At 67.2% G+C, this 24,463-nt stretch carries 20 protein-coding genes; 12 read left to right on the forward strand and 8 right to left on the reverse strand.

The window, feature by feature from the left end; genetic code table 11:
- The first annotated feature begins 184 nt into the window (after positions 1 to 184).
- The 7 genes from apbC to ACLSSQ_RS15805 all read left to right on the forward strand — a co-directional run bounded on the left by apbC (position 185) and on the right by ACLSSQ_RS15805 (position 10,137).
- Complete coding sequence (apbC, locus tag ACLSSQ_RS15775) at positions 185 to 1,279, forward strand: iron-sulfur cluster carrier protein ApbC (protein ID WP_416243206.1); 1,095 nt, start codon at positions 185 to 187, stop codon at positions 1,277 to 1,279.
- Between the two features lie 189 nt (positions 1,280 to 1,468).
- On the forward strand, positions 1,469 to 2,035 hold the full coding sequence (dcd, locus tag ACLSSQ_RS15780; RefSeq protein WP_014236347.1) for a dCTP deaminase: 567 nt from the start codon (positions 1,469 to 1,471) through the stop codon (positions 2,033 to 2,035).
- A gap of 71 nt (positions 2,036 to 2,106) precedes the next feature.
- Positions 2,107 to 4,347, forward strand: a complete 2,241-nt coding sequence (locus tag ACLSSQ_RS15785; protein ID WP_014236346.1) for an arginine/lysine/ornithine decarboxylase — start codon at positions 2,107 to 2,109, stop codon at positions 4,345 to 4,347.
- Positions 4,348 to 4,514: 167 nt separating this feature from the next.
- Positions 4,515 to 5,837, forward strand: a complete 1,323-nt coding sequence (locus ACLSSQ_RS15790; protein WP_416243207.1) for a surface lipoprotein assembly modifier — start codon at positions 4,515 to 4,517, stop codon at positions 5,835 to 5,837.
- Between the two features lie 13 nt (positions 5,838 to 5,850).
- Entirely contained in the window at positions 5,851 to 7,200 is a 1,350-nt protein-coding gene (locus ACLSSQ_RS15795) for a FecR family protein (RefSeq protein ID WP_416243208.1), read from the forward strand.
- 28 nt (positions 7,201 to 7,228) lie between these two features.
- A complete protein-coding gene (locus ACLSSQ_RS15800) occupies positions 7,229 to 9,403 on the forward strand; it encodes a hypothetical protein (RefSeq protein ID WP_416243209.1) in 2,175 nt (724 codons plus the stop codon).
- Positions 9,400 to 10,137 carry a FecR family protein gene (locus tag ACLSSQ_RS15805; protein ID WP_416243210.1) on the forward strand — a complete coding sequence of 246 codons (738 nt, stop codon included), beginning with the start codon at positions 9,400 to 9,402 and terminating at the stop codon, positions 10,135 to 10,137. Before ACLSSQ_RS15800 ends, ACLSSQ_RS15805 begins: the two co-directional genes overlap by 4 nt.
- Positions 10,138 to 10,150: 13 nt before the next feature.
- Here ACLSSQ_RS15805 and ACLSSQ_RS15810 read toward each other — a convergent pair whose 3' ends face one another.
- From ACLSSQ_RS15810 to ACLSSQ_RS15820, 3 genes are read right to left on the reverse strand one after another with little or no spacing between them, the layout of a single operon-like run.
- Positions 10,151 to 10,684 (reverse strand): dihydrofolate reductase, encoded by a 534-nt coding sequence (locus ACLSSQ_RS15810; protein ID WP_014236341.1) that lies wholly within the window; start codon positions 10,682 to 10,684, stop codon positions 10,151 to 10,153.
- Positions 10,671 to 12,326 carry a glucose-6-phosphate isomerase gene (gene pgi, locus ACLSSQ_RS15815; protein WP_014236340.1) on the reverse strand — a complete coding sequence of 552 codons (1,656 nt, stop codon included), beginning with the start codon at positions 12,324 to 12,326 and terminating at the stop codon, positions 10,671 to 10,673. Before pgi ends, ACLSSQ_RS15810 begins: the two co-directional genes overlap by 14 nt.
- A gap of 15 nt (positions 12,327 to 12,341) precedes the next feature.
- On the reverse strand, positions 12,342 to 13,136 hold the full coding sequence (locus ACLSSQ_RS15820) for a thymidylate synthase (protein ID WP_014236339.1): 795 nt from the start codon (positions 13,134 to 13,136) through the stop codon (positions 12,342 to 12,344).
- A gap of 242 nt (positions 13,137 to 13,378) precedes the next feature.
- Between ACLSSQ_RS15820 and ACLSSQ_RS15825 the strand changes: the two genes are divergently transcribed.
- The gene (locus ACLSSQ_RS15825; RefSeq protein WP_014236338.1) at positions 13,379 to 14,896 is read left to right on the forward strand and encodes a hypothetical protein; all 1,518 of its coding nucleotides are present in this window, start codon (positions 13,379 to 13,381) and stop codon (positions 14,894 to 14,896) included.
- Between the two features lie 8 nt (positions 14,897 to 14,904).
- Here the strand turns inward: ACLSSQ_RS15825 and mog are convergent, their stop codons facing one another.
- Positions 14,905 to 15,498, reverse strand: coding sequence for a molybdopterin adenylyltransferase (gene mog / locus ACLSSQ_RS15830; protein ID WP_416243211.1), 594 nt, complete (start codon positions 15,496 to 15,498; stop codon positions 14,905 to 14,907).
- On the reverse strand, positions 15,495 to 16,052 hold the full coding sequence (gene yjgA / locus ACLSSQ_RS15835; protein WP_416243212.1) for a ribosome biogenesis factor YjgA: 558 nt from the start codon (positions 16,050 to 16,052) through the stop codon (positions 15,495 to 15,497). Before yjgA ends, mog begins: the two co-directional genes overlap by 4 nt.
- Positions 16,053 to 16,129: 77 nt before the next feature.
- Here yjgA and pmbA point away from each other — a divergent pair, with 77 nt between their 5' ends.
- The 3 genes from pmbA (at position 16,130) to ACLSSQ_RS15850 (ending at position 19,999) form a co-directional block, all read left to right on the forward strand.
- Positions 16,130 to 17,524 carry a metalloprotease PmbA gene (gene pmbA, locus ACLSSQ_RS15840; RefSeq protein ID WP_014236335.1) on the forward strand — a complete coding sequence of 465 codons (1,395 nt, stop codon included), beginning with the start codon at positions 16,130 to 16,132 and terminating at the stop codon, positions 17,522 to 17,524.
- Between the two features lie 134 nt (positions 17,525 to 17,658).
- Positions 17,659 to 18,750 carry a TRAP transporter substrate-binding protein gene (locus tag ACLSSQ_RS15845; protein WP_130459380.1) on the forward strand — a complete coding sequence of 364 codons (1,092 nt, stop codon included), beginning with the start codon at positions 17,659 to 17,661 and terminating at the stop codon, positions 18,748 to 18,750.
- Between the two features lie 160 nt (positions 18,751 to 18,910).
- Positions 18,911 to 19,999, forward strand: coding sequence for a TRAP transporter substrate-binding protein (locus ACLSSQ_RS15850; RefSeq protein ID WP_014236333.1), 1,089 nt, complete (start codon positions 18,911 to 18,913; stop codon positions 19,997 to 19,999).
- Between the two features lie 75 nt (positions 20,000 to 20,074).
- Here ACLSSQ_RS15850 and ACLSSQ_RS15855 read toward each other — a convergent pair whose 3' ends face one another.
- Genes ACLSSQ_RS15855 through ACLSSQ_RS15865 form a run of 3 tightly spaced genes read right to left on the reverse strand, consistent with a single transcriptional unit; the run spans position 20,075 to position 23,044 of the window.
- Entirely contained in the window at positions 20,075 to 20,698 is a 624-nt protein-coding gene (locus ACLSSQ_RS15855; RefSeq protein ID WP_014236332.1) for a ParA family protein, read from the reverse strand.
- Entirely contained in the window at positions 20,699 to 22,054 is a 1,356-nt protein-coding gene (locus ACLSSQ_RS15860) for a TAXI family TRAP transporter solute-binding subunit (RefSeq protein ID WP_416243213.1), read from the reverse strand.
- Positions 22,055 to 22,069: 15 nt separating this feature from the next.
- Positions 22,070 to 23,044 carry a quinone oxidoreductase family protein gene (locus ACLSSQ_RS15865; protein WP_205230149.1) on the reverse strand — a complete coding sequence of 325 codons (975 nt, stop codon included), beginning with the start codon at positions 23,042 to 23,044 and terminating at the stop codon, positions 22,070 to 22,072.
- A 64-nt stretch (positions 23,045 to 23,108) separates the two neighbouring features.
- Here ACLSSQ_RS15865 and ACLSSQ_RS15870 point away from each other — a divergent pair, with 64 nt between their 5' ends.
- Positions 23,109 to 24,410: an HD-GYP domain-containing protein gene (locus ACLSSQ_RS15870; protein WP_416243214.1), complete on the forward strand. Its 1,302-nt coding sequence runs from the start codon at positions 23,109 to 23,111 to the stop codon at positions 24,408 to 24,410.
- The last annotated feature ends 53 nt before the right edge of the window (positions 24,411 to 24,463 follow it).

The raw sequence follows: 24,463 nt of genomic DNA on the forward strand, positions 1-24,463 counted from the left end.
GCCTGAAAAAGTCGGAGCAAAGGCGGGAGTTTACCAAACGCGGGGCCCAGGACCCGGCCCGGCCCCGGAAAAGAACGAAAAGAAGCCGGCCTGACGGCCAAGGAGCGCTTTTGGCCGGCCCCTGCCTTGGGGTATACTCGACAAAATCACTCAAGTATCAGGCTTCCCACAGGAGTTCCCTGCCATGACCATCAGCGTCGCCGACGTCCACACTGCCCTGCAGTCCCTGATCGACCCCAATACCCAGAAGGACTACGTTTCCTCCAAGGCCGCCCGCAACATCAAGGTGGACGGCAACGACGTCTCCCTGGACATCGAGCTGGGCTACCCGGCCAAGACCCAGATCGACGCCATCCGCACCCGGGTCATCGCCGCCATCAAGGCCCTGCCCGGCGCCGGCAACGTCTCCGCCAATGTCTATGTGAAAATCGTCTCCCACACCGTGCAGCGGGGCGTGAAGCTGCTGCCGGGCGTCAAGAACATCATCGCCGTGGCCTCCGGCAAGGGCGGCGTCGGCAAAAGCACCACCGCCGTGAACCTGGCCCTGGCCCTGGCCCAGGAAGGCGCCACGGTCGGCCTGCTGGACGCCGACATCTACGGCCCCTCCCAGCCCCAGATGCTGGGACTGGCCGGCAAACAGCCCGAATCCAAGGACGGCCAGAGCCTAGAGCCCCTGGAGGCCCACGGCATCCAGGCCATGTCCATCGGTTTCCTCCTGGAAGACGTGGAAACCCCCATGGTCTGGCGCGGCCCCATGGTCACCCAGGCCCTGGAACAGCTGCTGCGGGACACCAACTGGCGCGACGTGGATTACCTGGTGATCGACATGCCACCGGGCACCGGCGACACCCAGCTGACCCTCTCCCAGAAGGTGCCGGTGACCGGCGCCGTGGTGGTCACCACGCCCCAGGACATAGCCCTCATCGACGCCCGCAAGGGCCTGAAGATGTTCGAGAAGGTGGGCATTCCCATCCTCGGCATCGTCGAGAACATGTCCATCCACATCTGCTCCAACTGCGGCCATGAAGAACATATCTTCGGCCACGGCGGCGGCGAGCAGATGTGCAAGGACTACGACGTGGAATTCCTCGGCGCCCTGCCCCTGGAACTGGCCATCCGGGAAATGGCCGACACCGGCAAGCCCACCGTGGTCGGCGCCCCCGATTCCCGCCCGGCGGAAATCTACCGGGCCATCGCCCGCCGGGTGGCGGTGAAGATCGCCGACAAGGCCAAGGACCTGACCGCCAAGTTCCCCAACATCGTGGTGCAGAACACCTGAGCCGCCGGCGGGGGCAAAGGCCCACCCGAGCCCCCGCCATCCACTTGATCTGCCTGCGTTTTCCCCCCGGCAGCGGCACCGCCGCCCCCCGCCCCGCCCACCACGGGCTTCCCCTCCTGTAAAAACCCTTTTTGTGCACCCCAACACCAAGTAGAATCCGCTTTTTTCCAAGGTGTTGGGGTAGCTGGCATGGCCATCAAATCCGATAAGTGGATCCGCCGCATGGCGGAGCAGCACGGCATGATCGAACCGTTCGAGCCGGGGCTGGTGCGCGAGGTCAATGGGGAGAAGATCGTTTCCTACGGCACCTCCAGCTACGGCTACGACATCCGCTGCGCCCGGGAATTCAAGGTCTTCACCAACATCAACTCCACCATCGTGGACCCGAAGAAGTTCGATCCCCAGTCCTTCGTCGAGATCGAGGCGGATTACTGCATCATCCCGCCCAACTCCTTCGCCCTGGCCCGCACCGTCGAATACTTCCGCATCCCCCGCAGCGTGCTCACCGTCTGCCTGGGCAAGAGCACCTACGCCCGTTGCGGCATCATCGTGAACGTCACCCCCTTCGAACCCGAATGGGAAGGCTACGTCACCCTGGAGTTCTCCAACACCACCCCCCTGCCGGCCAAGATCTACGCCGGCGAGGGCTGCGCTCAGGTGCTCTTCTTCGAGTCCGACGAGGTCTGCGAGACCTCCTACAAGGACCGGGGCGGCAAGTACCAGGGCCAGGTGGGCGTCACCCTGCCCAAGATCTGACGCCTTCGCGCAACATTTTCGACTTATCCTGTGACCCGCTCCGGCGGGTCGCCGTCTTTTGAGGAACAGCCATGCGCTTCCACTTCCCGGTCATCATCATCGACGAAGACTTCCGCTCCGAGAATGCCTCGGGCCTGGGCATCCGGGCCCTGGCGGAAGCCATCCAGGCCGAAGGTCTGGAAGTGCTGGGCGTCACCAGCTACGGCGACCTGACCTCCTTCGCCCAGCAGCAGAGCCGGGCCTCCACCTTCATCCTGTCCATCGACGACGAGGAGTTCTCCTCGCCCGAGGCGTCCGCCAAGGCCATTGCCGGCCTGCGCGCCTTCGTCAGCGAAATCCGCCTGCGCAACAGTGAGATTCCCATCTTCCTGCACGGCGAGACCCGCACCTCCCGCCACATCCCCAACGACGTGCTGCGGGAACTGCACGGCTTCATCCACATGTATGAAGACACGCCGGAATTCATCGCCCGCAACGTGGTGCGGGAAGCCAAGGCCTACCTGGAATCCCTGCCGCCCCCCTTCTTCCGGGCCCTCACCCACTACGCCTCGGACGGCTCCTATTCCTGGCACTGTCCCGGCCACTCCGGCGGCGTCGCCTTCCTGAAGAGCCCGGTGGGCCAGATGTTCCACCAGTTCTTCGGCGAGAACATGCTGCGCGCCGACGTCTGCAACGCCGTGGAGGAACTGGGCCAGCTGCTGGACCACACCGGCCCGGTGGCGGCCTCCGAGCGCAATGCGGCACGCATCTTCAACTGCGACCACCTGTACTTCGTCACCAACGGCACCTCCACCTCCAACAAGATCGTCTGGCACTCCACCGTGGCCCCCGGCGACATCGTGGTGGTGGACCGCAACTGCCACAAGTCCATCCTGCACGCCATCATGATGACCGGCGCCATCCCGGTCTTTCTCATGCCGACCCGCAACAACTTCGGCATCATCGGCCCCATCCCCAAGAGCGAGTTCGCCTGGGAGAACATCCAGAAGAAGATCGCCGCCAACCCCTTCGCCACGGACAAGAACGCCAAGCCCCGGGTGCTGACCATCACCCAGTCCACCTACGACGGCATCCTCTACAACGTGGAAGCCATCAAGGAAGAGCTGGACGGCAAGATCGACACCCTGCACTTCGACGAAGCCTGGCTGCCCCACGCCGCCTTCCACGACTTCTACGGCGATTACCACGCCATCGGCGCCGACCGGCCCCGCTGCAAGGAGTCCATGGTCTTCTCCACCCAGTCCACCCACAAGCTCCTGGCCGGCCTTTCCCAGGCCTCCCAGATCCTGGTGCAGGATGCGGAGAACAGCCACCTGGACCGGGACGTGTTCAATGAGGCCTACCTCATGCACACCTCCACCAGCCCCCAGTACGCCATCATCGCCTCCTGCGACGTGGCCGCGGCCATGATGGAAGAGCCGGGCGGCACCGCCCTGGTGGAGGAATCCATCGCAGAGGCCCTGGACTTCCGCCGCGCCATGCGCAAGGTGGACGAGGAGTGGGGCTCCGGCTGGTGGTTCAAGGTATGGGGCCCGGACGACCTCTCCGAGGAAGGCATCGAGGAGCGGGACGCCTGGATGCTCAAGCCCGGCGACCGCTGGCACGGCTTCGGCAACCTGGCCGACGGCTTCAACATGCTGGACCCGATCAAGGCCACCATCATCACCCCGGGCCTGGACGTGGACGGCGAGTTCGCCGAACGGGGCATTCCCGCCGCCATCGTCACCAAGTACCTGGCCGAACACGGCGTGATCGTGGAGAAGTGCGGCCTCTACTCCTTCTTCATCATGTTCACCATCGGCATCACCAAGGGCCGCTGGAACAGCATGGTGACCGAACTGCAGCAGTTCAAGGACGACTACGACAAGAACCAGCCCCTGTGGAAGGTGCTGCCCGCCTTCGTCGCCAAGCACCCGCGCTACGAGCGGGTCGGCCTGCGCGACCTGTGCCGGGAAATCCACGCCGTCTACCGCTCCAACGACGTGGCCCGCCTGACCACCGAGATGTACCTCTCCGACATGGTGCCGGCCATGAAGCCTGCCGACGCCTTCGCCAAGATGGCCCATCGGGAAATCGACCGGGTGCCCATCGACGAGCTGGAAGGCCGGGTCACCTCGGTGCTGCTCACCCCCTATCCCCCGGGCATTCCCCTGCTCATCCCGGGCGAGCGCTTCAACCGCACCATCATGCAGTACCTGCAGTTCGCCCGGGATTTCAACGAGAAATTCCCCGGCTTCGAGACCGACATCCACGGTCTGGTCAAGGAAGAGCGGGACGGCAAGGTGGGCTACTACGTGGACTGCGTACGCTGACCCGGCGGTGCGGCACAGAAAGCGGCGGGATTTCCCGCCGCTTTTTTTCGCCAGAATTTTCTCAAATATCGCGCCAAGCCCATGAAAAATGGGAATAACTGCATTGACATTGCCATGCTGCTTTGCCACATTAGCCGCGATAAGAAATTGTTGAATTGGGGTCTGGGGTGAAAGTCAAAAAATCCGTATTGAATGTCTGCGCCGTCCTGTCGTTGCTGGGCTGCGGCGCCGCCTGGGGGGCCGATGCCACCCTGGGCCAGGCCGGACGCCTGCTGGAAAGCGGCAGGGGCAGCGAAGCCTATGTCCTGCTGGAAAGCCTGGAGCCCGAACGGGCCGGGGAAATCGAATACGACCTGCTGCTGGGGCTGGCCGCCCTGGAGGCGGGCCAGAACACCCGGGCGGTCTTCGCCCTGGAACGGGTGCTGGCCCAGGAACCGAACAACGCCCGGGCCCGGGCCGAGATTGCCCGGGCCTATCTGGCCCTGGGCGAGACCAAGAATGCCCGCCGCGAGTTCGAGAATGTGCGCAGCATGGGCGTGCCGGCCGAAGTGGGCAGCACCATCGAGCGTTTCCTGGCAGCAGTGGAGCGCCTGGAGGACGAAGCCCGCACCCAGGTGCGCGGCTATCTGGAGCTGGGTCTGGGCATCGACAGCAACGTCAACAGCGGCACCAGCCGCGGCGAGTACGCCATTCCCTTCTTCGGCGGCTGGATGTTCCCGGTCGGCAGCGGCGCCAAGGAAAACGGTGACACCTTCACCAACGTGGCCGGCGGCATCAATTTCCGCACTCCCCTGCAGGCTGGCCTGGCCGTCACCGGCGGTGCCGCCTTCTCCCAGCGCCTCAACAGCAACGATACCGACTTCGACAACGGCAGCTGGGACGCCAATCTGGGCCTGACCAAGGCGGTGGACAAGAACCAGTATTCCCTTGCCCTCCAGGCCAGCACCTTCCGCCTCAACGGCGAGCGCTACCGGGACGCCATGGGCTTCACCGGCCAATGGCAGCACAACTACGACTCCCGCAACCAGGCCAGCCTCTACCTCCAGTACGCCAGCCTCACCTACCCGGGCCAGGCCATCCGCAACACGGACCGTTTCGTCGTCGGCGGAGCCTACGCCCACGCCTTCCGCGAGGGGCAGGTCATCTACGGCGGCGCCTACGTGGGCACCGAGATGGAAAAGAACGAGCTGGCCACCTTCATGGGCCATGACCTGGTGGGCGTGCGCATCGGCGGCCAGATGGACCTGGCCCCGCGCTGGGTGGGCTTTGCCAACGCCAATCTGGAACAGCGCCGCTACCACGGCAGCGACCCCTTCTTCCTCAGCATCCGCCAGGACCTGCAGGCCAACATCAACGTGGGGGCCAATTTCAGTCCCAGCCGGGAATGGCACATCACGCCCCAGTTCAGCTATACCCGCAACGACTCCAACCTGACCCTCAACGATTACCACCGCCAGGTGGTCTCCGTTACCGTCCGCCGCGATTTCTGAAGCAGGTCCCGCCATGCACATCGCCCTCACCTCCCGCCCCTCCCCCCTGCTGCTGGCCCTGGCCGCCGCCTACCCGGGCCTGGCCACGGCCGCAGCCGCCGCCCGAGTCGATTTCGCCGTCGGCAACGTGGTGGCCCTCGGCGCCGCCGGCAGTACCCGCCCCCTGAGCAAGGGCGCCGAAGTCCAGCCCGGGGAAACGGTCAGCACCCGGGATGGCCGCGCCCAGCTGCGCTTCTCCGACGGCTCCCTGGTTTCCCTGCAGCCCCAGAGCGACTTCCGGGTGGACAGCTACCGCTACGCCGGCCAGGCGGACGGCAGCGAGCAGGGCTTCTTCAGCCTGCTCAAGGGCGGCATGCGCACCATCACCGGCCTCATCGGGCGCACCAACAAGGACAACTACCGGGTCACCACCAACGTGGCCACCATCGGCATCCGGGGCACCGAGTACTCCATCACCTACGGCGACGGCATCACCGTCTCCACCGGCGAAGGCCAGGTCATGGTGTGCAACGGCGGCGGCTGCCTGCTGCTGTCCAGCGGCGAATCGGCCCTGGTCACCACCCCCACCTCCCAGCCCAGCCGTACCGAAGCCCGTACCAACCTGCCGCCGGCACCGCCCAGCGTCTCGCCCCAGGTGTTTTTCGCCAGCGGCGAAACACGGACTGCCAATGGTTCGCCTTCGCTACAGGCTCCGGCCATGGTCGGTGGCTCAGGCTACGACCTGTATTGGAGCGGGACCAAGGATGGTTCGCCCTATATGGCCTTTACCTCCAACGGCCAGGCTGCCTTCGGCGCCGACGGCAGCCTCGCCACGCTACAGTCCGGAACCTATACCTATACAGCCCAGGGCAACTCCTTCTATTTCACCGACGGCGTCGTGGGCTGGGGCCGCTGGAGTAACGCCACTCTGGCCAACAGCAGCACCAGCACCACTGCGGCGCTGAGCAACGTCCACTATGTAGTGGGCACCCCGACCCCCCTCTCCGACCCAGCCCTATCTGGAACCACCGTTGCCACTTACGGCCTACTCGGCTTTACGCTACCGACTTCCAGCACAGGGGTTGTCGGAACTCAGGCGGTTACAGGCAAGCTCACAGTCAGCTTTGCCGACTATAGCGTCGGCTTGAACCTGACCGTACCTATCGGTGGAAAGTCATACGCAATCAATGACACACTCAGCCTGATCTACGGCAACCAGATCAGCGGCCCCACCATTTGTGGAGGTTCCTGCACGGCAGGCAGCATCATAGGCTTCCTCGCCGGCAGCGGCGCCTCCCACGCCGGTCTGACCTACCAGTTCCTGGACAACCTGCCCGGTACGGACCTGGGCAAGATCAGCGGCGCCGCCGTCTTCAAGAAGTAGTCGGGCGGACGCCGTCAGGCCCCGGCCCATGAGCGACAGCGCCCTGGCTCCCGCCCGGGACCTGCTGGCCCGGGGGGCGCCCCAGGCGGCCCGGGAGTGGCTGCAGGCCAATCCGCCCCGGCCCGGGGATGCCGCCGAACACGCCTTCCTGCTGGGAGTGTGCCAGCTGCAAGCCGGCCAGCCCCGCCTGGCCGTGGCGCCGCTGGAACACTGCCTGGCCCTGGATCCCGCCCATATCAACGCCGCCAACGCCCTGGCCACGGCCCTCCACCTCCAGGGGAACAATGCCCGGGCCTGCCAGGTCCTGCGCCTGTGCCTCGAGTACCGGCCGGCAGCCGGCGAATGCCTGCTCAACCTGGGGCGCCTGCTGGAAATGGACGGCGACCACGCCGGCGCCATCGCCGCCTATGGGCGGGTTCCGGCGGCAACGCCAGCCCTGTCCTTCCCCGCCGGCCTGCGCCACGCCACCCTGCTCTCCCGCATGGGGCAGACGGAAGACGCCCTGGCGCTCCTGCGAACCCTGACACCCGAGCCGGCGGATGAGCACCGGACCCTGCGGCAACTGCAAGGGGAAATACTGCTGGCAGCCGGCCGAGCCCCGGAGGCCGAGGCCCTGCTGGCCGGCGCCACCGATACCCACCTGCAATTGCTGTGGGGCATGGCCCTGGCCGCCCAGGCCCGCTGGGAGCCGGCCCGGACGGTCCTGGGCGAAGCCTGGGAGCGGGCTCCCGGGGAGCGCCGCCACTGGACCAACCCGCTCACCGGCCAGGTCTTCGGCCCCGGCTCCCTGCCCAGCCCGCTGCAGTGTTTTACCGGTTACCACCGCCAGCAGGCGGGCCAGGGAGAGTGGGCACAACGGCAAACCTTCGCCCAGGAAAGCGCCGCCTATCCCCTGGCGCCCACAGCGACGGACTGGCACAGCGCCTTCGCCCTCTTCGCTGCCCCCCTGGCACCGGCTGTCCGGCGCCGTCTGGCCGACGGCTGGGCCGACGCCCTGCTGGCGGCAATGCCTCCGGCCACCGCCCTGCCCCGGCCCCGGGCCCGCCATGACGGCCCCCTGCGCATCGCCTACCTGTCGCCGGACTTCGGCAACCACCCCATGGGCCATTGCCTGCGCTCCTTCTGCCGGCACCATGACCGCCGTCGCTGCCACATCACCCTCTATGCCGACTCCCGGGACGACGGCAGCGAAGTACGTCGCCAATTGCGCCGGGAGGCTGATGCCTTCACCGAAGTTTATGGGCTCAGCGACGGAGACCTGGAGCAGCGAATGGCCCGGGACGGCATCCAGATCCTGGTGGACCTGGCCGGCTACACCCGGGGCGGCCGCCCCCGCCTGGCGCGGCGCCCCGGCAGCCCACTCAAGGTGCTGTACCAGGGCTACCCGGGCACCCTCGGCAGGGGCCTGGCCGACTACGCCCTGGTGGACCGGCACGTCTGCCCGCCGGGCAGCGAGGCCCACTGGGCCGAGGCCCTGATCCGGCTGCCGGACAGCTTCTTCCTGCTGGACAGCGAGCCACCCGCCGTTCCCTTGCTGGAGGCGGCCGAGCTGGGCGCTCCCGCCGCCCCGGTGGTCTTCGCCTGTTTCAACCAGACCTGGAAGGTGGATGCCCAGGCCATGGCCCTGTGGCAGGCCGTCCTGGCGGCGGTGCCCGAAGCCGTGCTGTGGCTCCACGCCGAGACACCGGCCGTGGCCGCGGCGCTCACCCGGCGGGCCGCCGAGGCCGGCATCGGGGCGACCCGGCTGCACTTTTCCCCGGGCACCACCCGGCCCCGTTATCTGGCCCGCTACCGCCACGTCCATGCCGTGCTCGACACGCCCCTCTACCACGGCCACGGCACCGGCGCCGACGCCCTGGGGATGGGCACGCCCGTGCTGTCCCTGCAGGGGGAAGGCTTCCAGGCCCGGGTGGGCGGCAGCCTGGTACGGGCCCTGGGCCTGCCCCAGCTGGCGGCGGAAAGTGCCGAGGCCTATGTGGCCACCGCCATCCGCCTGGGCCGGGACGAGGCCTGGCGGATGGCCCTGGCCGCCGACATCCGTCGGGGCTGTGCGACGGATGGGCCCCTCGGTACCCGGCGCCGGGTGCGCCAGCTGGAACAGGCCTACGCCAGAATCTGGCAACATCACCGGGCCGGTCTGGCCCCGGCCTCCTGCGCAGTGGAAGGAGGAAACGCAACTGAAGATGAGGAAAAGACAGCATGAGCAGAAACCTGTTTGCCGTCTGGCTGCTGGGCCTGCTGCTGGCGGGCAGTCCGGCGGCGGTGCTGGGGGCAGAAGCCGCCGCCCGGGTCGCCTTTGTCGTCGGCGAGGCCACGGCCAGCCTGCCGGACCAGCCGCCGCGCCAGCTCGTCCGCGGCAGCGAAGTGGGGCCTGGCGACAGCATCCGCACCGGCCCCGGCGGCCGGCTGCAGTTGCGCTTTTCCGATGGCAGCCAGCTCTCCCTCAATCCCGACAGCCTGTTCCGCATCGACGACTACCAGTTTGCCGCCACCACCCCCCAGCCGGCCCGGGGCTTCTTCAGTCTGCTGCAGGGCGGCCTGCGCACCATCACCGGCCTCATCGGCAAGGCCCGGCGGGAGGATTACCGCATGCAGACCACGGTGGCCACCATCGGCATCCGGGGCACCGACTACGGCCTGGAATACGCGACGGATGGGGGCCTAGGGGCCACCACCTACAGCGGCCAGATTGAAGTGTGCAACGAGGGCGGCTGCCTGCTGCTAGACGCGGGGGAAAGCGCCCGGGTCAACGACGGCCACAGCCGGCCCGTCCGCAACGGCACGCCGCCGCCCTTGCCCGGCAGCGGGCCGGCCGGAGGCAGTGGTGACAGCGGTTTTGCCGCCAGCGGCGAACGGCGCGGCAGCGGCATTCCCGGCGGCCAGCAGCCGCCGGTCAACGGCGGTCCGTCCACCGCCCCGACGGGCGGCCGCTACTGAGGTGTAGGCTGGATCAGCGGGGACGGCGTTCCCAGACCACGAAATCGTAGGCCGGAGCGCCGGCAGGGGGGCTGCCGGGACGGCGCGAACGCTCCTCCCAGGCATCCGCTTCCAGGGCGGGAAAGAAGGCGTCGGCCCGGGGTTCATCCCGGACCTCGGTGAGATAGAGGCGCCGGGCCAGGGGCAGGGCCTGGGCATAGAGATCGGCGCCGCCCATGACGAAGACCTCGCCGCCGCCGGCGGCGGCCAGGGCCTCCTCCAGGGAATGGGCAAGGATGGCGCCGGGCGCCAGGTAGTCCCGGTTGCGGCTGACCACCACATTGCGCCGCCCCGGCAGGGGACGGAACTTCTCCGGCAGGGATTCCCAGGTCTTGCGCCCCATGATCACCGGGCGCCCCTGGGTGGTGGCCTTGAAATAGGCCATGTCCTCCGGCAGGCGCCAGAGCAGCTGGTTGTCCAGGCCGATGGCCCGGTTGGCCCCCACCGCCACGATCAGGGCGACGAGCTGGGGAGCCTCGGAGGAAGTGGTCGGTTCAGAGTTGGCCATGGCGACGGCAGTAGGCAATGAGGCCCCGGGTGGAGGCGTCCAGCCCCTCGTCGGGCGTGCCTTCCAGGGCGGGCAGGAGGCGGCCGGCGAGCTTCTTGCCCAGCTCCACCCCCCATTGGTCGAAGGAATTGATGCCCCACACCACCCCCTGGACGAACACCTTGTGCTCGTAGAGGGCGATCAGCAGCCCCAGGTGGTAGGGGTCCAGGCGGGGCAGCATCAGGGTGGTGGACGGCTGGTTGCCGGCAAACACCTTGTAGGGCAGGACCGCGGCGATCTCCGCCTCGGCCCAGCCCTCCAGCTCCAGCTCGGCCCGGGCCTCCTGCTCGCTGCGGCCGAAAGCCAGGGCCGAGCTCTGGGCCAGGCAGTTGGCCAGCAGGGGACCGTTGTGGCCCGGCAGGGGATAGTCGCTGGTGGCGGCGACGATGAAGTCGCTGGGAATGAGCCAGCCGCCCTGGTGCAGCAGCTGGAAGAAGGCATGCTGGCCGTTGATGCCGATCTCGCCCCAGACGATGGGATTGGGATGGCAGGACAGGGGCTTGCCGCTGCGGGTCACCATCTTGCCGTTGCTCTCCATCTCCAGCTGCTGCAGGTAGCCGGGCAGAGTGCGCAGGGACTCGTTGTAGGGCAGGATGGCCAGGGTTTCGGCGCCGAGGAAGTTGGTGTTCCAGATGCCCAGCAGACCCATCAGCACCGGCAGGTTCTGCTCCAAGGGCGCCTTGAGGAAATGCTGGTCCAGGGCCTGGGCGCCGGCCAGGAGCCGCTCGAACTGGGTCATGCCGATGGCCAGGGCCAGGGCCAGGCCCACCGCGGACCACAGGGAATAGCGGCCGCCGACCCAGTCCCACATGGTGAAGATGTTGTCGTGGCCGATGCCGAACAGACCCGCCTCGGCCGGTGCCGCCGTCACCGCCACGAAGTGCCGGGCCAGGGCCGCCGCCTCGTTCTCCGGACCGGCCGCCGCCAGCAGCCAGTCCCGGGCCGTCTCGGCGTTGCGCAGGGTTTCCTGGGTGGTGAAGGTCTTGCTGGCGACGATGAAAAGGGTGGTGCGGGGGTCCAGGGTCTCCAGCAGGGGCGCCAGTTGGGCCCCGTCCAGGTTGGAGACGAAATGCACGTGCAGGGCCGGATGGTCGTAGGCCGACAGGGCCCGGGCCGCCATCTTGGGCCCCAGGTCGGAACCGCCGATACCCAGGTTCACCACATGGCGGATGGCCTCGCCGGAGTAACCGCGCCACAGGCCGCTGCGCACCCGCTCGGAAAACTGCCGCATCTGGGCCCGCACCGCCCGCACCTCGGGCATGACGTCCTTGGCCGCACTGGGGAAGGGGCCGGTGCCGAGGAAACGCAGGGCCGGATGCAGCACCGCCCGCTGTTCGCTGACGTTGATGCGCTCGCCGGCGAACATGCGATCGCGCCAGCCTTCCACATCCGCCGCCCGGGCCAGGTCGGTGAGCAGACCCAGGGTCTCGGGAGTGATGCGCTGCTTGGAAAAATCGGCGAGAAAATCGCCGAGGCGGAAGGATAGCTTCTCGAAGCGGGCCGGTTCCCGGGCGAACAACTCCCGCAGGTGGTGCGAACGAAGCTGCTCCCGGTGGGCCAGGAGGGCCTGCCAGGGCGCGGTGCGGGTGATGTCCATGGGCATGGGCGGTATTCCCGGTCAGACGGCGATGGGCGCGGCGATGGAGGGATGGGGATCGTAGCCTTCCAGGGCGATGTCCTCGAAGCGGAAGGCGAACAGGTCCTTCACCTCGGGATTGAGCACCAGCTTGGGCAGGGGACGGAAATCCCGGGACAGCTGCAGGCGCGCCTGGTCCAGGTGGTTGCTGTAGAGGTGGGCATCGCCCAGGGTGTGCACGAAGTCACCGACCTGGTAGCCGCAGACCTGGGCGATCATGTGGGTGAGCAGGGCGTAGGAGGCAATATTGAAGGGCACGCCGAGGAAGATGTCGGCACTGCGCTGGTACAGCTGGCAGGACAGCTTGCCGTCGGCCACGTAGAACTGGAACAGGCAGTGGCAGGGCGGCAGGGCCATGGAATCCACGTCCCCCGGGTTCCAGGCGGAGACCACATGGCGGCGGGAATCCGGGTTCTTCTTCAGGTTTTCCACCAGCTGGCCCACCTGGTCGATGAGACGCCCGTCCGGCGTCTCCCAGCGGCGCCACTGCTTGCCGTACACCGGCCCCAGGTCGCCGTTGGCGTCGGCCCACTCGTCCCAGATGGAGACGCCGTTGTCCTTGAGGTAGCGGATGTTGGTGTCGCCCTGCAGGAACCACAGCAGTTCGTGGATGATGGAACGCAGGTGCAGCTTCTTGGTGGTCATGACGGGGAAGCCGTCCGCCAGGTTGAAACGCATCTGCCAGCCGAAGACGGAACGGGTGCCCGTGCCGGTGCGGTCGGTCTTGACGTGGCCGTGCTCGAGCACGTGGCGCATGAGGTCGTGGTACTGCTGCATGGAGAGGGGCTCCGCTACTTTTTTATCGCTGGCATTGTAGCCGTTTGCCCCCGTCCCGCCCATGGCGGCGACGGGCGGGACCGTTGACGGAGACCCCGCCTCCGCCAACGCCTGGGGGACAGTTCGCAGCATGGGGAAAATGACGTAAGCTTGGCTCCGGAGCTGCCGGCACAGGCGGACCCGTCCGTGGAGGCGGCGACAGGACCGCCAATATCGCTGGAACGACTTCAACGGGGAACATCGTGATTCTGAGCCTCTTTTCCGCCAAGCCGGAGCACCCCCTGGCCGACGCCAAGGAACTGCGCCGCGCCATCGCCGAACTGCCCCTGGACAATGCCTTCAAGGCGGTGGACGAGGTGCTGGCCTGGTTCGAGTCCCTGCTCAGCGCCGAAGGCTTCAAACCCGAGCAGCTGTTCGACACCGTGCGCCAGCTGGACGAAGCGGCCCAGCCCCACCTGCGCCGCCTGACCCGGGACTACCTGCACTCCCCCCGCCTCTCCAAGACCGAGGAGCGGCGCCTGTGGACCGCCAGCACCGCCTTCTGGGACCTGCTGGCACGGCTCTACGAACAATCCCTGGCGCGCTACCGCGGCAAGGAGAAGGGGGCTGACGCCCTCAAGCCCCACCTGCCCCTGATCCACGCCCGCCTCATCCTGGCCTACGGCAACCAGCTGAAGTGGCGCCAGTACCACTACGGCCCGGTGGAAGGCGACATCTGGCTGCGCCTGGGCCAGGCCTATCTGGCGGCGGAAAGCGAAGGCGTCGCCGGGCGCCTGCTGCTGCTCTATCCGGGGCAGAGCAGTTCCTCCTCCGCCACCCTGGAATACCTGAAGGTGCTCATGTTCCACGCCTCCTCCATGGACAGCCTGCTGCCCGCGGAGATCGAACTGGCGGAAAGGCTGATCGGCCATTGCCTGCCCCTGTTCGTGTTCGGCAGCCGCTCCGGTCCCGAAAGCGTGTACTGGATCGACCCGGCCCAGCCCCTGCCGCCCGTACGCCTCACCCGGGAGCCCCAGGCGGCGCCGACCCTGCGCTTCTTCGCCCCGGGCAACGCACCCCAGACCCTGGCCGAACTGATCCGCAGCGTCGAACTGGGCACCGTGCCGGAAGAGGTGAATCTGGGCGGCCAGTATCCGGCCCGAATGATCCTGCCGGTGCTGCACCATCTGGCCATGCACTGGGCGCCGACCCCGCCCCTGCGGGAACACCGGCGGCACCAGGTGAAATCCCTGCTCACCGTGGTCAACGGTTTCGAGGCGGCCTTCCAGGTCTTTTCCGGCAAGCCGGACGGGGACGGAGCGGCGGAAAGCTGGATCGCCGACAACGTCAGCCTGGGCGGCTTCGGCGCCCTGGTGCCGAACCTGCGCGGCGACTGGCTGCGCATCGGCGCCCTCCTGGCCATGCAGCCGGAAGGCGGCAGCAACTGGCTGCTCGGCGTGGTGCGGCGCTACGGCCGGGAATCGGATACCCAGGCCGCGGTCGGCATCCAGACCCTGGCGCGCCAGGCCCTGGCGGTGGAGCTGCGGCCCCGCAGCACCTCGGCCTACGCCCTGGCGGCGGGCATTCCGGGGATGCTGCTGCGGGATGGCATGGAAGAAGGGGAAGTGCGGGTGGTAATGCCGCCGGCCAGCTTCGACGTGCGGGAAAACCTGGAGTGCGAAGCCGAAGGCCGGCACCTGCTGCTGACCCCCATGGACATCCAGGAAAGCGGCAGCGATTACGAAATCGCCCGCTACCGGGAACTGCGCAGCGACAACTGAAGGCCGACTCAGGTGGCCGGCGGGCGCCGTGCCGACTTGGGACGAAAGGCCGCCACCACGGACTCCCGGGTTTCCACATAGGGCCCGCCGATGAGGTCCAGGCAGTAGGGCACGGCAGCGAAGATGCCGGGCACCAGCACCTTGCCCTCCCCGTCCTTCACCCCTTCCAGGGTTTCCTGGATGGACTTGGGCTGGCCCGGCAGATTGAGGATCAGGGCCTGTTTGCGGATCACCCCCACCTGGCGCGAGAGAATGGCGGTCGGCACGAACTGCAGGCCGATCTGCCGCATCTGCTCGCCGAAGCCGGGCATGACCTTGTCCGCCACCGCCAGGGTGGCTTCCGGCGTCACATCCCGGGGCGCCGGACCGGTGCCGCCGGTGGTCAGCACCAGATGGCAGCCTTCGTCGTCCACCAGTTCCATGAGGGTGGCCTCGATGCCCGGCTGGTCGTCGGCGATAAGGCGCGACTCTTCCTCCCAGGGGGTCAGCAGCACCCCGTCCAGCCACTGGCGCAGGGCCGGCAGGCCCTTGTCCTCATAGACGCCGCTGGATGCCCGGTCGCTGATGGAGACCAGGCCGACGCGCAGGGGCCCTTCGCTCATGCTTCCTCCCCGGTATCATCCCCGGTGGCTGCAGCAGCGCCGCCCTCCTCCAGTTCCTTCAGCACCTGGAAGATGGCACGGTAGCTCTTCGGCGGCTTGTTCTGTTCCTGTTCCTTGAGGGCGCTGCGGCGCAGCTGGCGCAGGTGGGTGAGATCGGCCTGGGGCCAGTGGGCGGCGATGTCGGCCAGGGCCACGGCCTCGTTTTCCAGGAGCAGGGTGCGCAGACGCTCGCGCCGGTGCAGCTTGGCGTTCTCCGCGGCGGAGGCGCCATTGACCACGTCCAGGGCGGCCTGGATCGGCTCCGGGTCCACGTCCCGCATCAGCTTGCCGATGTACTGCAGCTGCCGGCGCTGGGCCTCCCGCTTGGGCAGGCGCTGGTATTCGAGCAGGGCGCCGCTGAGGGTCTCGGACAGTTCGACCTTGCCCAGCAGGCGCTTGAGACGGTCCGGCGGCAGTTCCACCAGGGCGCGTCCCAGGTCCTGCTTGTCCTGCATGGCTTGTTTGCGTTTTGTCTTGCTGACGGGCTCGCCGTCCAGGGGGTCCAGTTCTTCCATGATTCCTTGTACTTCTCGGCAGGGGTGGGCGGTGGGGGCTGCTATGATAGCGATTTTACCCCTCTGTCTCGCTGTTCATGGCCAAGAAAGCTCTCCCCAAGCCCTCCCGTACCACCGCTGCAGCCACTTCCGGCCGCTTCTCCCTGCCCCAGGCCGACCTGCTGCAACTGGCCCGGGACACCGTGGCCCTGGCCACCCGGGGCGGCGCCTCCGCAGCCGAGGTGGATGTCTCCGAGGGCTTCGGCCAGTCGGTCAGCGTCCGCCAGGGCGAGGTGGAAACCATCGAATACAACCGGGACAAGGGCATCGGCGTCACGGTGTACCTGGGCCAGCGCAAGGGCTACGCCTCCACCAGCGACTTTTCCCGCCAGGCCCTGGCCCAGACCGTGGATGCGGCCCTGGCCATCGCCCGCTACACCGCCGAGGACCCCTGCGCCGGCCTGCCGGAAAAGGCCCTGCTGGCCAAACAGTGGCAGGATCCCCAGCTTTACTATCCCTGGCAGCTGAGCGTGGAGGGCGCCATCGACCTGGCCCGCCGCTGCGAGGATGCGGCCTTCGCCGTCAGTCCCCTGGTGAAAAACTCCGAGGGCGCCACCGTCTCCCTGCAGGAAGGCCAGTTCGCCACCGCCAACAGTCTGGGCTTTGCCGGCGGCTACCCCAGCTCCCGCCACTACATTGCCTGCTCCGTCATCGCCGGCAAGAAGGGGCGCAATGCGGAAATGCAGCGGGACGACTGGTATTCCACCCACCGGGACCCGGCGGACTTCCCCGCCCCCGAGAGCATCGGCGACTACGCCGCCCGCCGCGCCCTGTCCCGCCTGGGCGGGCGCAAGGTGAAGACCTGCGAGGTGCCGGTGATCTTCGAGGCCCCCATCGCCAGCGGCCTGCTCGGCAACTTCGTCTATGCCGCCAGCGGCGGCAGCCTCTACCGCAAGGCCAGCTTCCTGGTGGACAGCTTGGGCAAACGCATCTTCGCCCCCGGCATCAACATCAGCGAGCGCCCCGACCTGCCCAAGGGCCTGGCCTCCGGCCCCTTCGACAACGACGGCGTCGCCACCCGCTCGCGCCAGGTGGTGAGCGACGGTGTGCTCAACGGCTATTTCCTCAGCGTCTATACCGCCCGTAAGCTGGGCATGACCACCACCGGCAACGCCGGCGGCTGCCACAACCTGGTGCTGGAGCCGGGCCGGGAAGACCTGGCCGGCCTCATCCGCCAGGTCAAGCGCGGCCTGCTGGTCACCGAGCTGCTGGGCCAGGGGGTGAACTACGTCAACGGGGACTACTCCCGGGGGGCCGCCGGCTACTGGATCGAGAACGGCGAAATCGCCTATCCGGTGGAGGAAATCACCATCGCCGGCAACCTCAAGGAGATGTTCATGAACATCGCCGGGGTCGGCAACGACGTGGTGGTGCGCGGCTCCAAGCAGACGGGTTCCATTCTCATCCAGCGGATGACCGTCGCGGGCGCCTGATCCCGGGCGAAAGCCGCTTCCAGCAAGCTCTTCCAGCCGGTCCGGATTAGGGTAATCCCTATTGCCGGACCGCTTCGGGCCGTCGCTATAATGCGTCGGCTGCAACACACCGAACAATCCCTGGAGGAGACAAAATGGAACGTCGTTCCTTTCTCAAAAAAGCTGGTGTCGGCATTGCTGCCGGCGCTGCTGCCACTACCGTATCTGCCCCTGCCATCGCCCAAGCCCAGCCCACCATCAAGTGGCGTCTGACCTCCAGCTTCCCCAAGAGCCTGGACACCCTCTACGGTGGCGCCGAAGTTCTGGCCAACCGCCTGCGCGCCATGACCAACGGCAAGTTCGACATCCGCGTCTTTGCCGGCGGTGAAATCGTCCCCGGCCTGCAGGCCCTGGACGCCGTGCAGCAGGGCACCGTCGAGTGCTGTCACACCGCCCCCTACTACTACGTGGGCAAGGACAAGACCTTCGCCCTGGGCTGCTCCATCCCCTTCGGCATGAACGCCCGCCAGATGAACGCCTGGGTGTACTACGGCGGCGGCCAGAAGCTGCTGGACGAGTTCTACGCCAACTACAACATCGTCTCCTTCATGGGCGGCAACAGCGGGACCCAGATGGGCGGCTGGTTCCGCAAGGAAATCAAGAACCTGGGCGACATCAAGGGCCTCAAGATGCGCGTCGCCGGCCTCGGCGGCACCGTCTTCGAGCGCCTCGGCGCCGTGCCCCAGCAGATCGCCGGCGGCGACATCTATCCCGCCCTGGAAAAGGGCACCATCGACGCCGCCGAATGGGTCGGCCCCTACGATGACGAGAAGCTGGGCTTCTTCAAGGTCGCCAAGAACTACTACTACCCGGGCTGGTGGGAGCCGGGTCCCGCCTTCTCCTTCTATGTGAACAAGAAGGAATGGGACAAGCTGCCCAAGGAATACCAGGAGGCCTTCCAGGCCGCCGCCTACGAGGCCAACGTCACCATGCTGGCCGAGTACGACCACAAGAACCCGCCGGCCCTCTCCCGCCTGCTGTCCCAGGGCGTGAAGCTGCAGAAGTACTCCGACGAGATCATGAACGCCGCCTACAAGGCCGCCATGGAAATCTACGCCGAAGAATCTGCCAAGAACCCGGCCTTCAAGAAGATCTACACCGAGTACGACAAGTACCGAAAGACCCAGAACGCCTGGTTCAGCGTGGCCGACACCACCATGGACCGGTTCCTGCAGACCCACAAGTAAGGTAAGCTCGACGCAGTAACAGGAGTGCCCCAGCCATCGACACGACGGTTGGGGCATTTGCACATGTATCCCCTTTGCTGTTTTCATCGCTGGCAGCGGTGAGGTTCAGCCGCCCGGCTTTCGCAACATCAGTTAGGCAACAAAAATAAGGAGACAAACCATGGATCGTCGCAAATTCCTGAAAAATGCCGGCGTCGCTGCCGGTGCCGGCGTGGCCACCACCGTCGCGGCTCCCGCCATCGCCCAATCCCAGCCCACCATCAAGTGGCGCCTGACCTCCAGCTTCCCCAAGAGTCTCGACACCATCTACGGCGGCGCCGACGTGCTGGCCAACCGCCTGCGCGCCATGACCGGCGGCAAGTTCGACATCCGCGTCTTCGCCGGCGGCGAGATCGTCCCCGGCCTGCAGGCCCTGGACGCCGTGCAGCAGGGTACCGTCGAGATGTGCCACACCTGTTCCTACTACTACGTGGGCAAGGACAAGACCTTCGGCTTCGGCACCTCCGTGCCCTTCGGCATGAACCCGCGCCAGATGAACGCCTGGATCTACTACGGCGGCGGCCAGAAGCTGCTGGACGAGTTCTACGCCAACTACAACGTGGTGTCCTTCGCCGGCGGCAACACCGGGACCCAGATGGGCGGCTGGTTCCGCAAGGAAATCAAGACCCTGGATGACGTCAAGGGCCTTAAGATGCGCATCGCCGGCCTCGGCGGCGCCGTCTTCGAACGCCTCGGCGCCGTGCCCCAGCAGATCGCCGGCAGCGACATCTATCCCGCCCTGGAAAAGGGCACCATCGACGCCGCCGAATGGGTCGGACCCTACGACGACGAAAAGCTGGGCTTCTTCAAGGTCGCCAAGAACTACTACTACCCGGGCTGGTGGGAACCGGGCCCCACCATCCACTTCTTCGTGAACAAGAAGGAATGGGACAAGCTGCCCAAGGAATACCAGGAGGCCTTCCAGGCCGCCGCCTACGAGGCCAACGTCACCATGCTGGCCGAGTACGACCACAAGAACCCCACCGCCCTCTCCCGCCTGCTGTCCCAGGGCGTTAAGCTGCAGAAGTATCCGGATGCGGTGCTGGAAGCCGCCTACAAGGCCGCCATGGACCTGTACACCGAGGAATCGGCGAAGAACCCGGCCTTCAAGAAGGTGTGGACCGAGTACGACAAATACCGCCGTACCCAGAACGCCTGGTTCAGCGTGGCCGACACCACCATGGACCGCTTCCTGCAGAGCCACAAGTAAGCCCGGGCATCGCCCGCAAAAAAGCCGCCGGTGATCCGGCGGCTTTTTTTATGTTGTAACTGACGGCCGGGAGCCTCAGGCATCCACCCAGTCGATGATGCTGCGCCACTGCTCCAGGTCCTTCTCGGCCCGGGCCGGGGTCAGGTCGAACAGGGTGGCCCCCTGGGCCGCCGCCTGGACGTAGAGCTGGGTGTCCCGCAGATAGGCGAGGATGGGCAGGTCGTAGGCGGCGAAGAAGCGCTCCAGCTCCCCCGCCGCCCGGGTCCGGGCATCCACCCGCATGCCCACCACCGCCACCTGCAGCTCGCCCTTGCGCACGGCTTTTTCGGCCAGCAGGGTGTCGAGGAAATGGCGCGCCGCCAGGATGTCGAAGAGGGAGGGCTGCACCGGCACCAGCACATGGGTGACCTGTTTCAAGGTGCGATCCAGGGCCTTGCCGTGGAAGCCGGCAGGCGTATCCAGTACCGCATGGGTAGTGCCCTTGGGCGGCCGGGCCGGCTCGTCGTGCTTCAGTTCCCAGCTGCGGATGGCGGGCAAAAAGCCGGGGCGCAGGGCCAGCCACTCCCGGGAGGACTGCTGCCGGTCCAGGTCGCCCAGCATCACGGGCTTGCCGGACTGGGCCAGATAGCCGGCCAGGTTGGTGGCCAGGGTGCTCTTGCCGGCGCCACCCTTGGGATTGGCGATCAGGTAAGCCTTCATTTAGGGGGTTTCCTCCACGTTTGCATGTCGCGCCAGCCGCTCCAGGGTGTGGCGCACCAGTTCGATGTGTTCCCGCAGGGTATAGAGCAGGTCCGAATAGGCCAGGGGGATATTACGCCGATAGGCCTCGTCCTCGATACGGTCGAGGCGGTCCAGGTACTCCAGCTTGCGGCCCGGGTCGTAGCTTTCCTTCAGCTCGTTCTCGAGGAACTTGAGGTCGCCATAACAGCGGAAAATCTTGGAGCGGATGCGCCAGCTGTAGATGGAGGGCGCCACCTTGAGCAGGGGCAGCAGCAGGGCGAAGATGGGCAACAGCAGCACCACCAGCCGGTCCACCAGGATCGCCGCCCAGAAGGGCAGATAGCGCTGCAGCAGGGGCGGGCCGGACTTGTAGTAGCGCTCCGCCGTGTCGGCCACCGGCAGGCTCTGGTCCCGTACCGCCGGGAAATCGCCGCGGCGCTGGAAGAAGCCGGCCTTGCCATGCACTTCGCTGGCCGCCTGCAACAGCAGGGACTGGATGGCCGGATGCAGGCTGTCATGCACCACCAGATTGGCGGTGGCCGCCAGCAGGGTGGTGTCGTGGGGCGGGAAGTTGCGCACCAGGTCCACCGCCCCTTCCGGCAGGACGATCTTCGACAGGTAGGGGAAGCGCCGGGTGTAGGCCTCGGCCTGGGCGAAGTTCATCACCTTGATGCCGGGGGAGCGCAGCAGCACCTGCACCACCGGCGCCTCCGGCGCGGCGATGACGAAGGCGGCATCGAGGCGGCCCTGCTGCAGTTCTTCGGCCGCCTTGAGGCCGCCCAGGGACAGCAGATGCTTGCCGTCCACCGGCACCTCGTTGGCCGCCAGCAGTTGCAGGGCTAGGCCCCGGATGCCGCTGCCCTCGGCGCCGACGGCGATGCGCTTGCCGGCCAGCTGGTGCAGGCGCTCCAGTTCCCGCTCGCTGCGGTAGAAGACCCACACCGGCTCGTAGTACATGCTGCCCAGGGAGGACAGGGGCAGGGCCTCGTCCTCCTCCAGGTATTCCGGCCGGGGCGCCTCGACGCCGCCCTGGACCAGGGCGATCTCCACGTCGCTGTCCTTGTCCAGCAGGCGCTGCAGGTTCTCGGCGGAACCATTGGAGGTACGCACCTCCAGGGTGATGCCATTACGCGCCAGGATTTCCGCATACTTCTTGCCGAAGGCGTAGTAGGCGCCGCTGTCGGCCCCGGCGGACATGACCACGTGCCGTGGCGGCGCCGGCTGGATGAACTGGACGGCGACGACGAAACCCAGGGCCACCACCAGCACGATGGGCCAGGCCGTGGCCAGGAGGTCCCGCAGGGAGAGCAGGCTGTTGCGAACTTTGGCGCCCATGGATGACCTTTCCGTTTAAGGCAGCAGCACCGTGGAGCCGGTGGTCTGCCGGCCTTCCAGGGCGATGTGGGCGGCAGCGGCCTGCTGCAGGGGGAAGCGCTGGTGCACCTCGATCTTCACCTGGCCGCTGGTGACCACGCCCAGCAGCTCCGTCGCCAGGGCCTCCAGGTCGGCGCGGCGGGCGGTGTAGTGCATCAGGGTGGGCCGGGTGAAGAAGAGGGAGCCCTTCTGGGACAGCAGCAGGGGATCGATCAGGCCCACCGGGCCGGAGGCGTTGCCGAAACTGACCATGGTGCCCAGGGGCCGCAGGCTGTCCAGGGAGCCGGTGAAGGTGTCCTTGCCGATGCCGTCGTAGACCACCGGCACGCCTTCACCGCCGGTGATGTCCCGCACGCGCCGAGCGAAGTCCTCCCGGGTGTAGAGGATGGGGTGGTCGCAGCCGTGGGCCCGGGCCAGCTCGGCCTTGGCCTCGGTGGAGACGGTGCCGATGACGGTGGCCCCCAGGGCCTTGGCCCACTGGCAGGCGATGAGGCCGACGCCGCCGGCGGCGGCGTGGATCAGCACGGTGTCGCCTTTCTGCACCCGGTAGGTGCGACGCAACAGGTAGGCGGCGGTGAGGCCCTGCAGCATCATGGCGGCGCCGGTCTCGAAGGAGAGGCTGTCCGGCAGGCGGATGAGGCGGTCGGCGGGAATCAGGCGGGCCTCGCTGTAGGCCCCCAGGGGACCGCCGGCATAGGCCACCCGGTCGCCCACCTGCAGGTGGGCGACACCGGGGCCCAGGGCTTCCACCGTGCCGGCGCCTTCGAGGCCGATGCCGGAGGGCAGGGGCACAGGATAGAGGCCGCTGCGATGGTAGGTGTCGATGAAATTGAGACCGACGGCGGCATGGCGCACCCGGACTTCGCCGGGGCCGGGCTCGCCGACGCCGACCTCTTCCCACTGCAGCACTTCGGGGCCGCCGGTGCGGTGAAAGCGGATGGCATGGCTCATTTTTTGTCTCCTTTTGTATTCTGCTGGGGGTGCGTCACTATACCGCCGCTCCCCGGCGGTGCGAATGGCCCCGATTGGCCTTAATATTGGCGCCATGACCAATATCCACCACACCGTTCTCGGCCGCCTGCTGCTCGCCTGGGCCCTGGTTTCCCTGCTCCTGGGCGGCAGCGCCTGGTATGTGGCGACGGAGCGCATCGACGATGCGGTGGTGGCCCTGGCCCAGGCCGAATCGGCCCGCTTCCAGGCGGCCGAGCTGGAGGCGGCGGAAATGTCGGCCCAGCAGCTGGATTTCCTGCGACAACGGGCCCTGGGCTTCGTCCGCGACCATTTCGTGGTGATCGAGCTGTACGACCGGGAACGGCGCAAGGTGGTGGAGGCGGTCAATCCGGCCCACCAGGACATCGAAGCCGGGCTCAAGGGCAGCACCCACGCCTTCCCCATGGACGACAAACACCATTACGAGAAATACACCATCCTCAACAACACGGTGGTGCAGGTGCTGGTGCCGATCCTGGACCGGGAACGCAACATCGCCGGCTACTTCGAAGGCGTCTTCCTGGTCTCGCCGGAGGAGGAGGCCCGCCTGCGCCGGGACCTCAACCTGATCCTGGGCCTGGTGCTGGCCGCCGCCCTCATCACCACGGTGGTGCTGTATCCGGTGATCATTTCCCTCAACCGCAACGTGCTGCGCTTCTCCCGGGAGGTGCTGCGGGGCAACCTGGAAATGGCCTCGGTCCTGGGCGCCGCCATCGCCCAGCGGGATTCGGACACCAGCATCCACAACTACCGGGTGGCGCTCTACGCCTGCCGCCTGGGCGAGGTCACGGGGGTGGAGGGCGACGCCATGCGGGCCCTCATCATCGGCGCCTTCCTGCACGACGTGGGCAAGATCGGCATCAGCGACAACATCCTGCTCAAGCCGGGCAAGCTGGATGCGGAGGAATTCCGCATCATGCAGACCCACGTCTCCCTCGGCGTACACATCATCGCCCCCTCCCCCTGGCTGCAGGCGGCCCGGGAGGTGGTGCAGTTCCATCACGAGAAGTACGACGGCAGCGGCTACCTGCAGGGATTGAAGGGCGAGGAGATTCCCCTCAACGCCCGCATTTTCGCGGTGGTGGACGTCTTCGACGCCCTCACCTCCCGCCGCCCCTACAAGGAACCCATGACCTGCGAAGCGGCCCTGGCCATCCTGCACAAGGATGCGGGCAGCCACTTCGATCCCCGGCTGGTGGCCGCTTTCGCCCCGGTGGCGGCGCCCCTCCATGCCGAACTGTCGCGTCTCGACGAAGGCGCCATCCAGGCCCTGCTGGAAGAGCGCATCAGCCGCTACTTCTTCGCCGCCTTCCTCGCCCGGGAATAAGTCCCACAGCAACCCCTTGCCCGGGAGGCAGGCGGGACCAACCTCCCGGCATG

Origin of the sequence: Azospira sp. APE16 (genome assembly GCF_047901315.1) — a bacterium.
In the GTDB taxonomy this organism is placed as follows: domain Bacteria; phylum Pseudomonadota; class Gammaproteobacteria; order Burkholderiales; family Rhodocyclaceae; genus Azospira; species Azospira oryzae.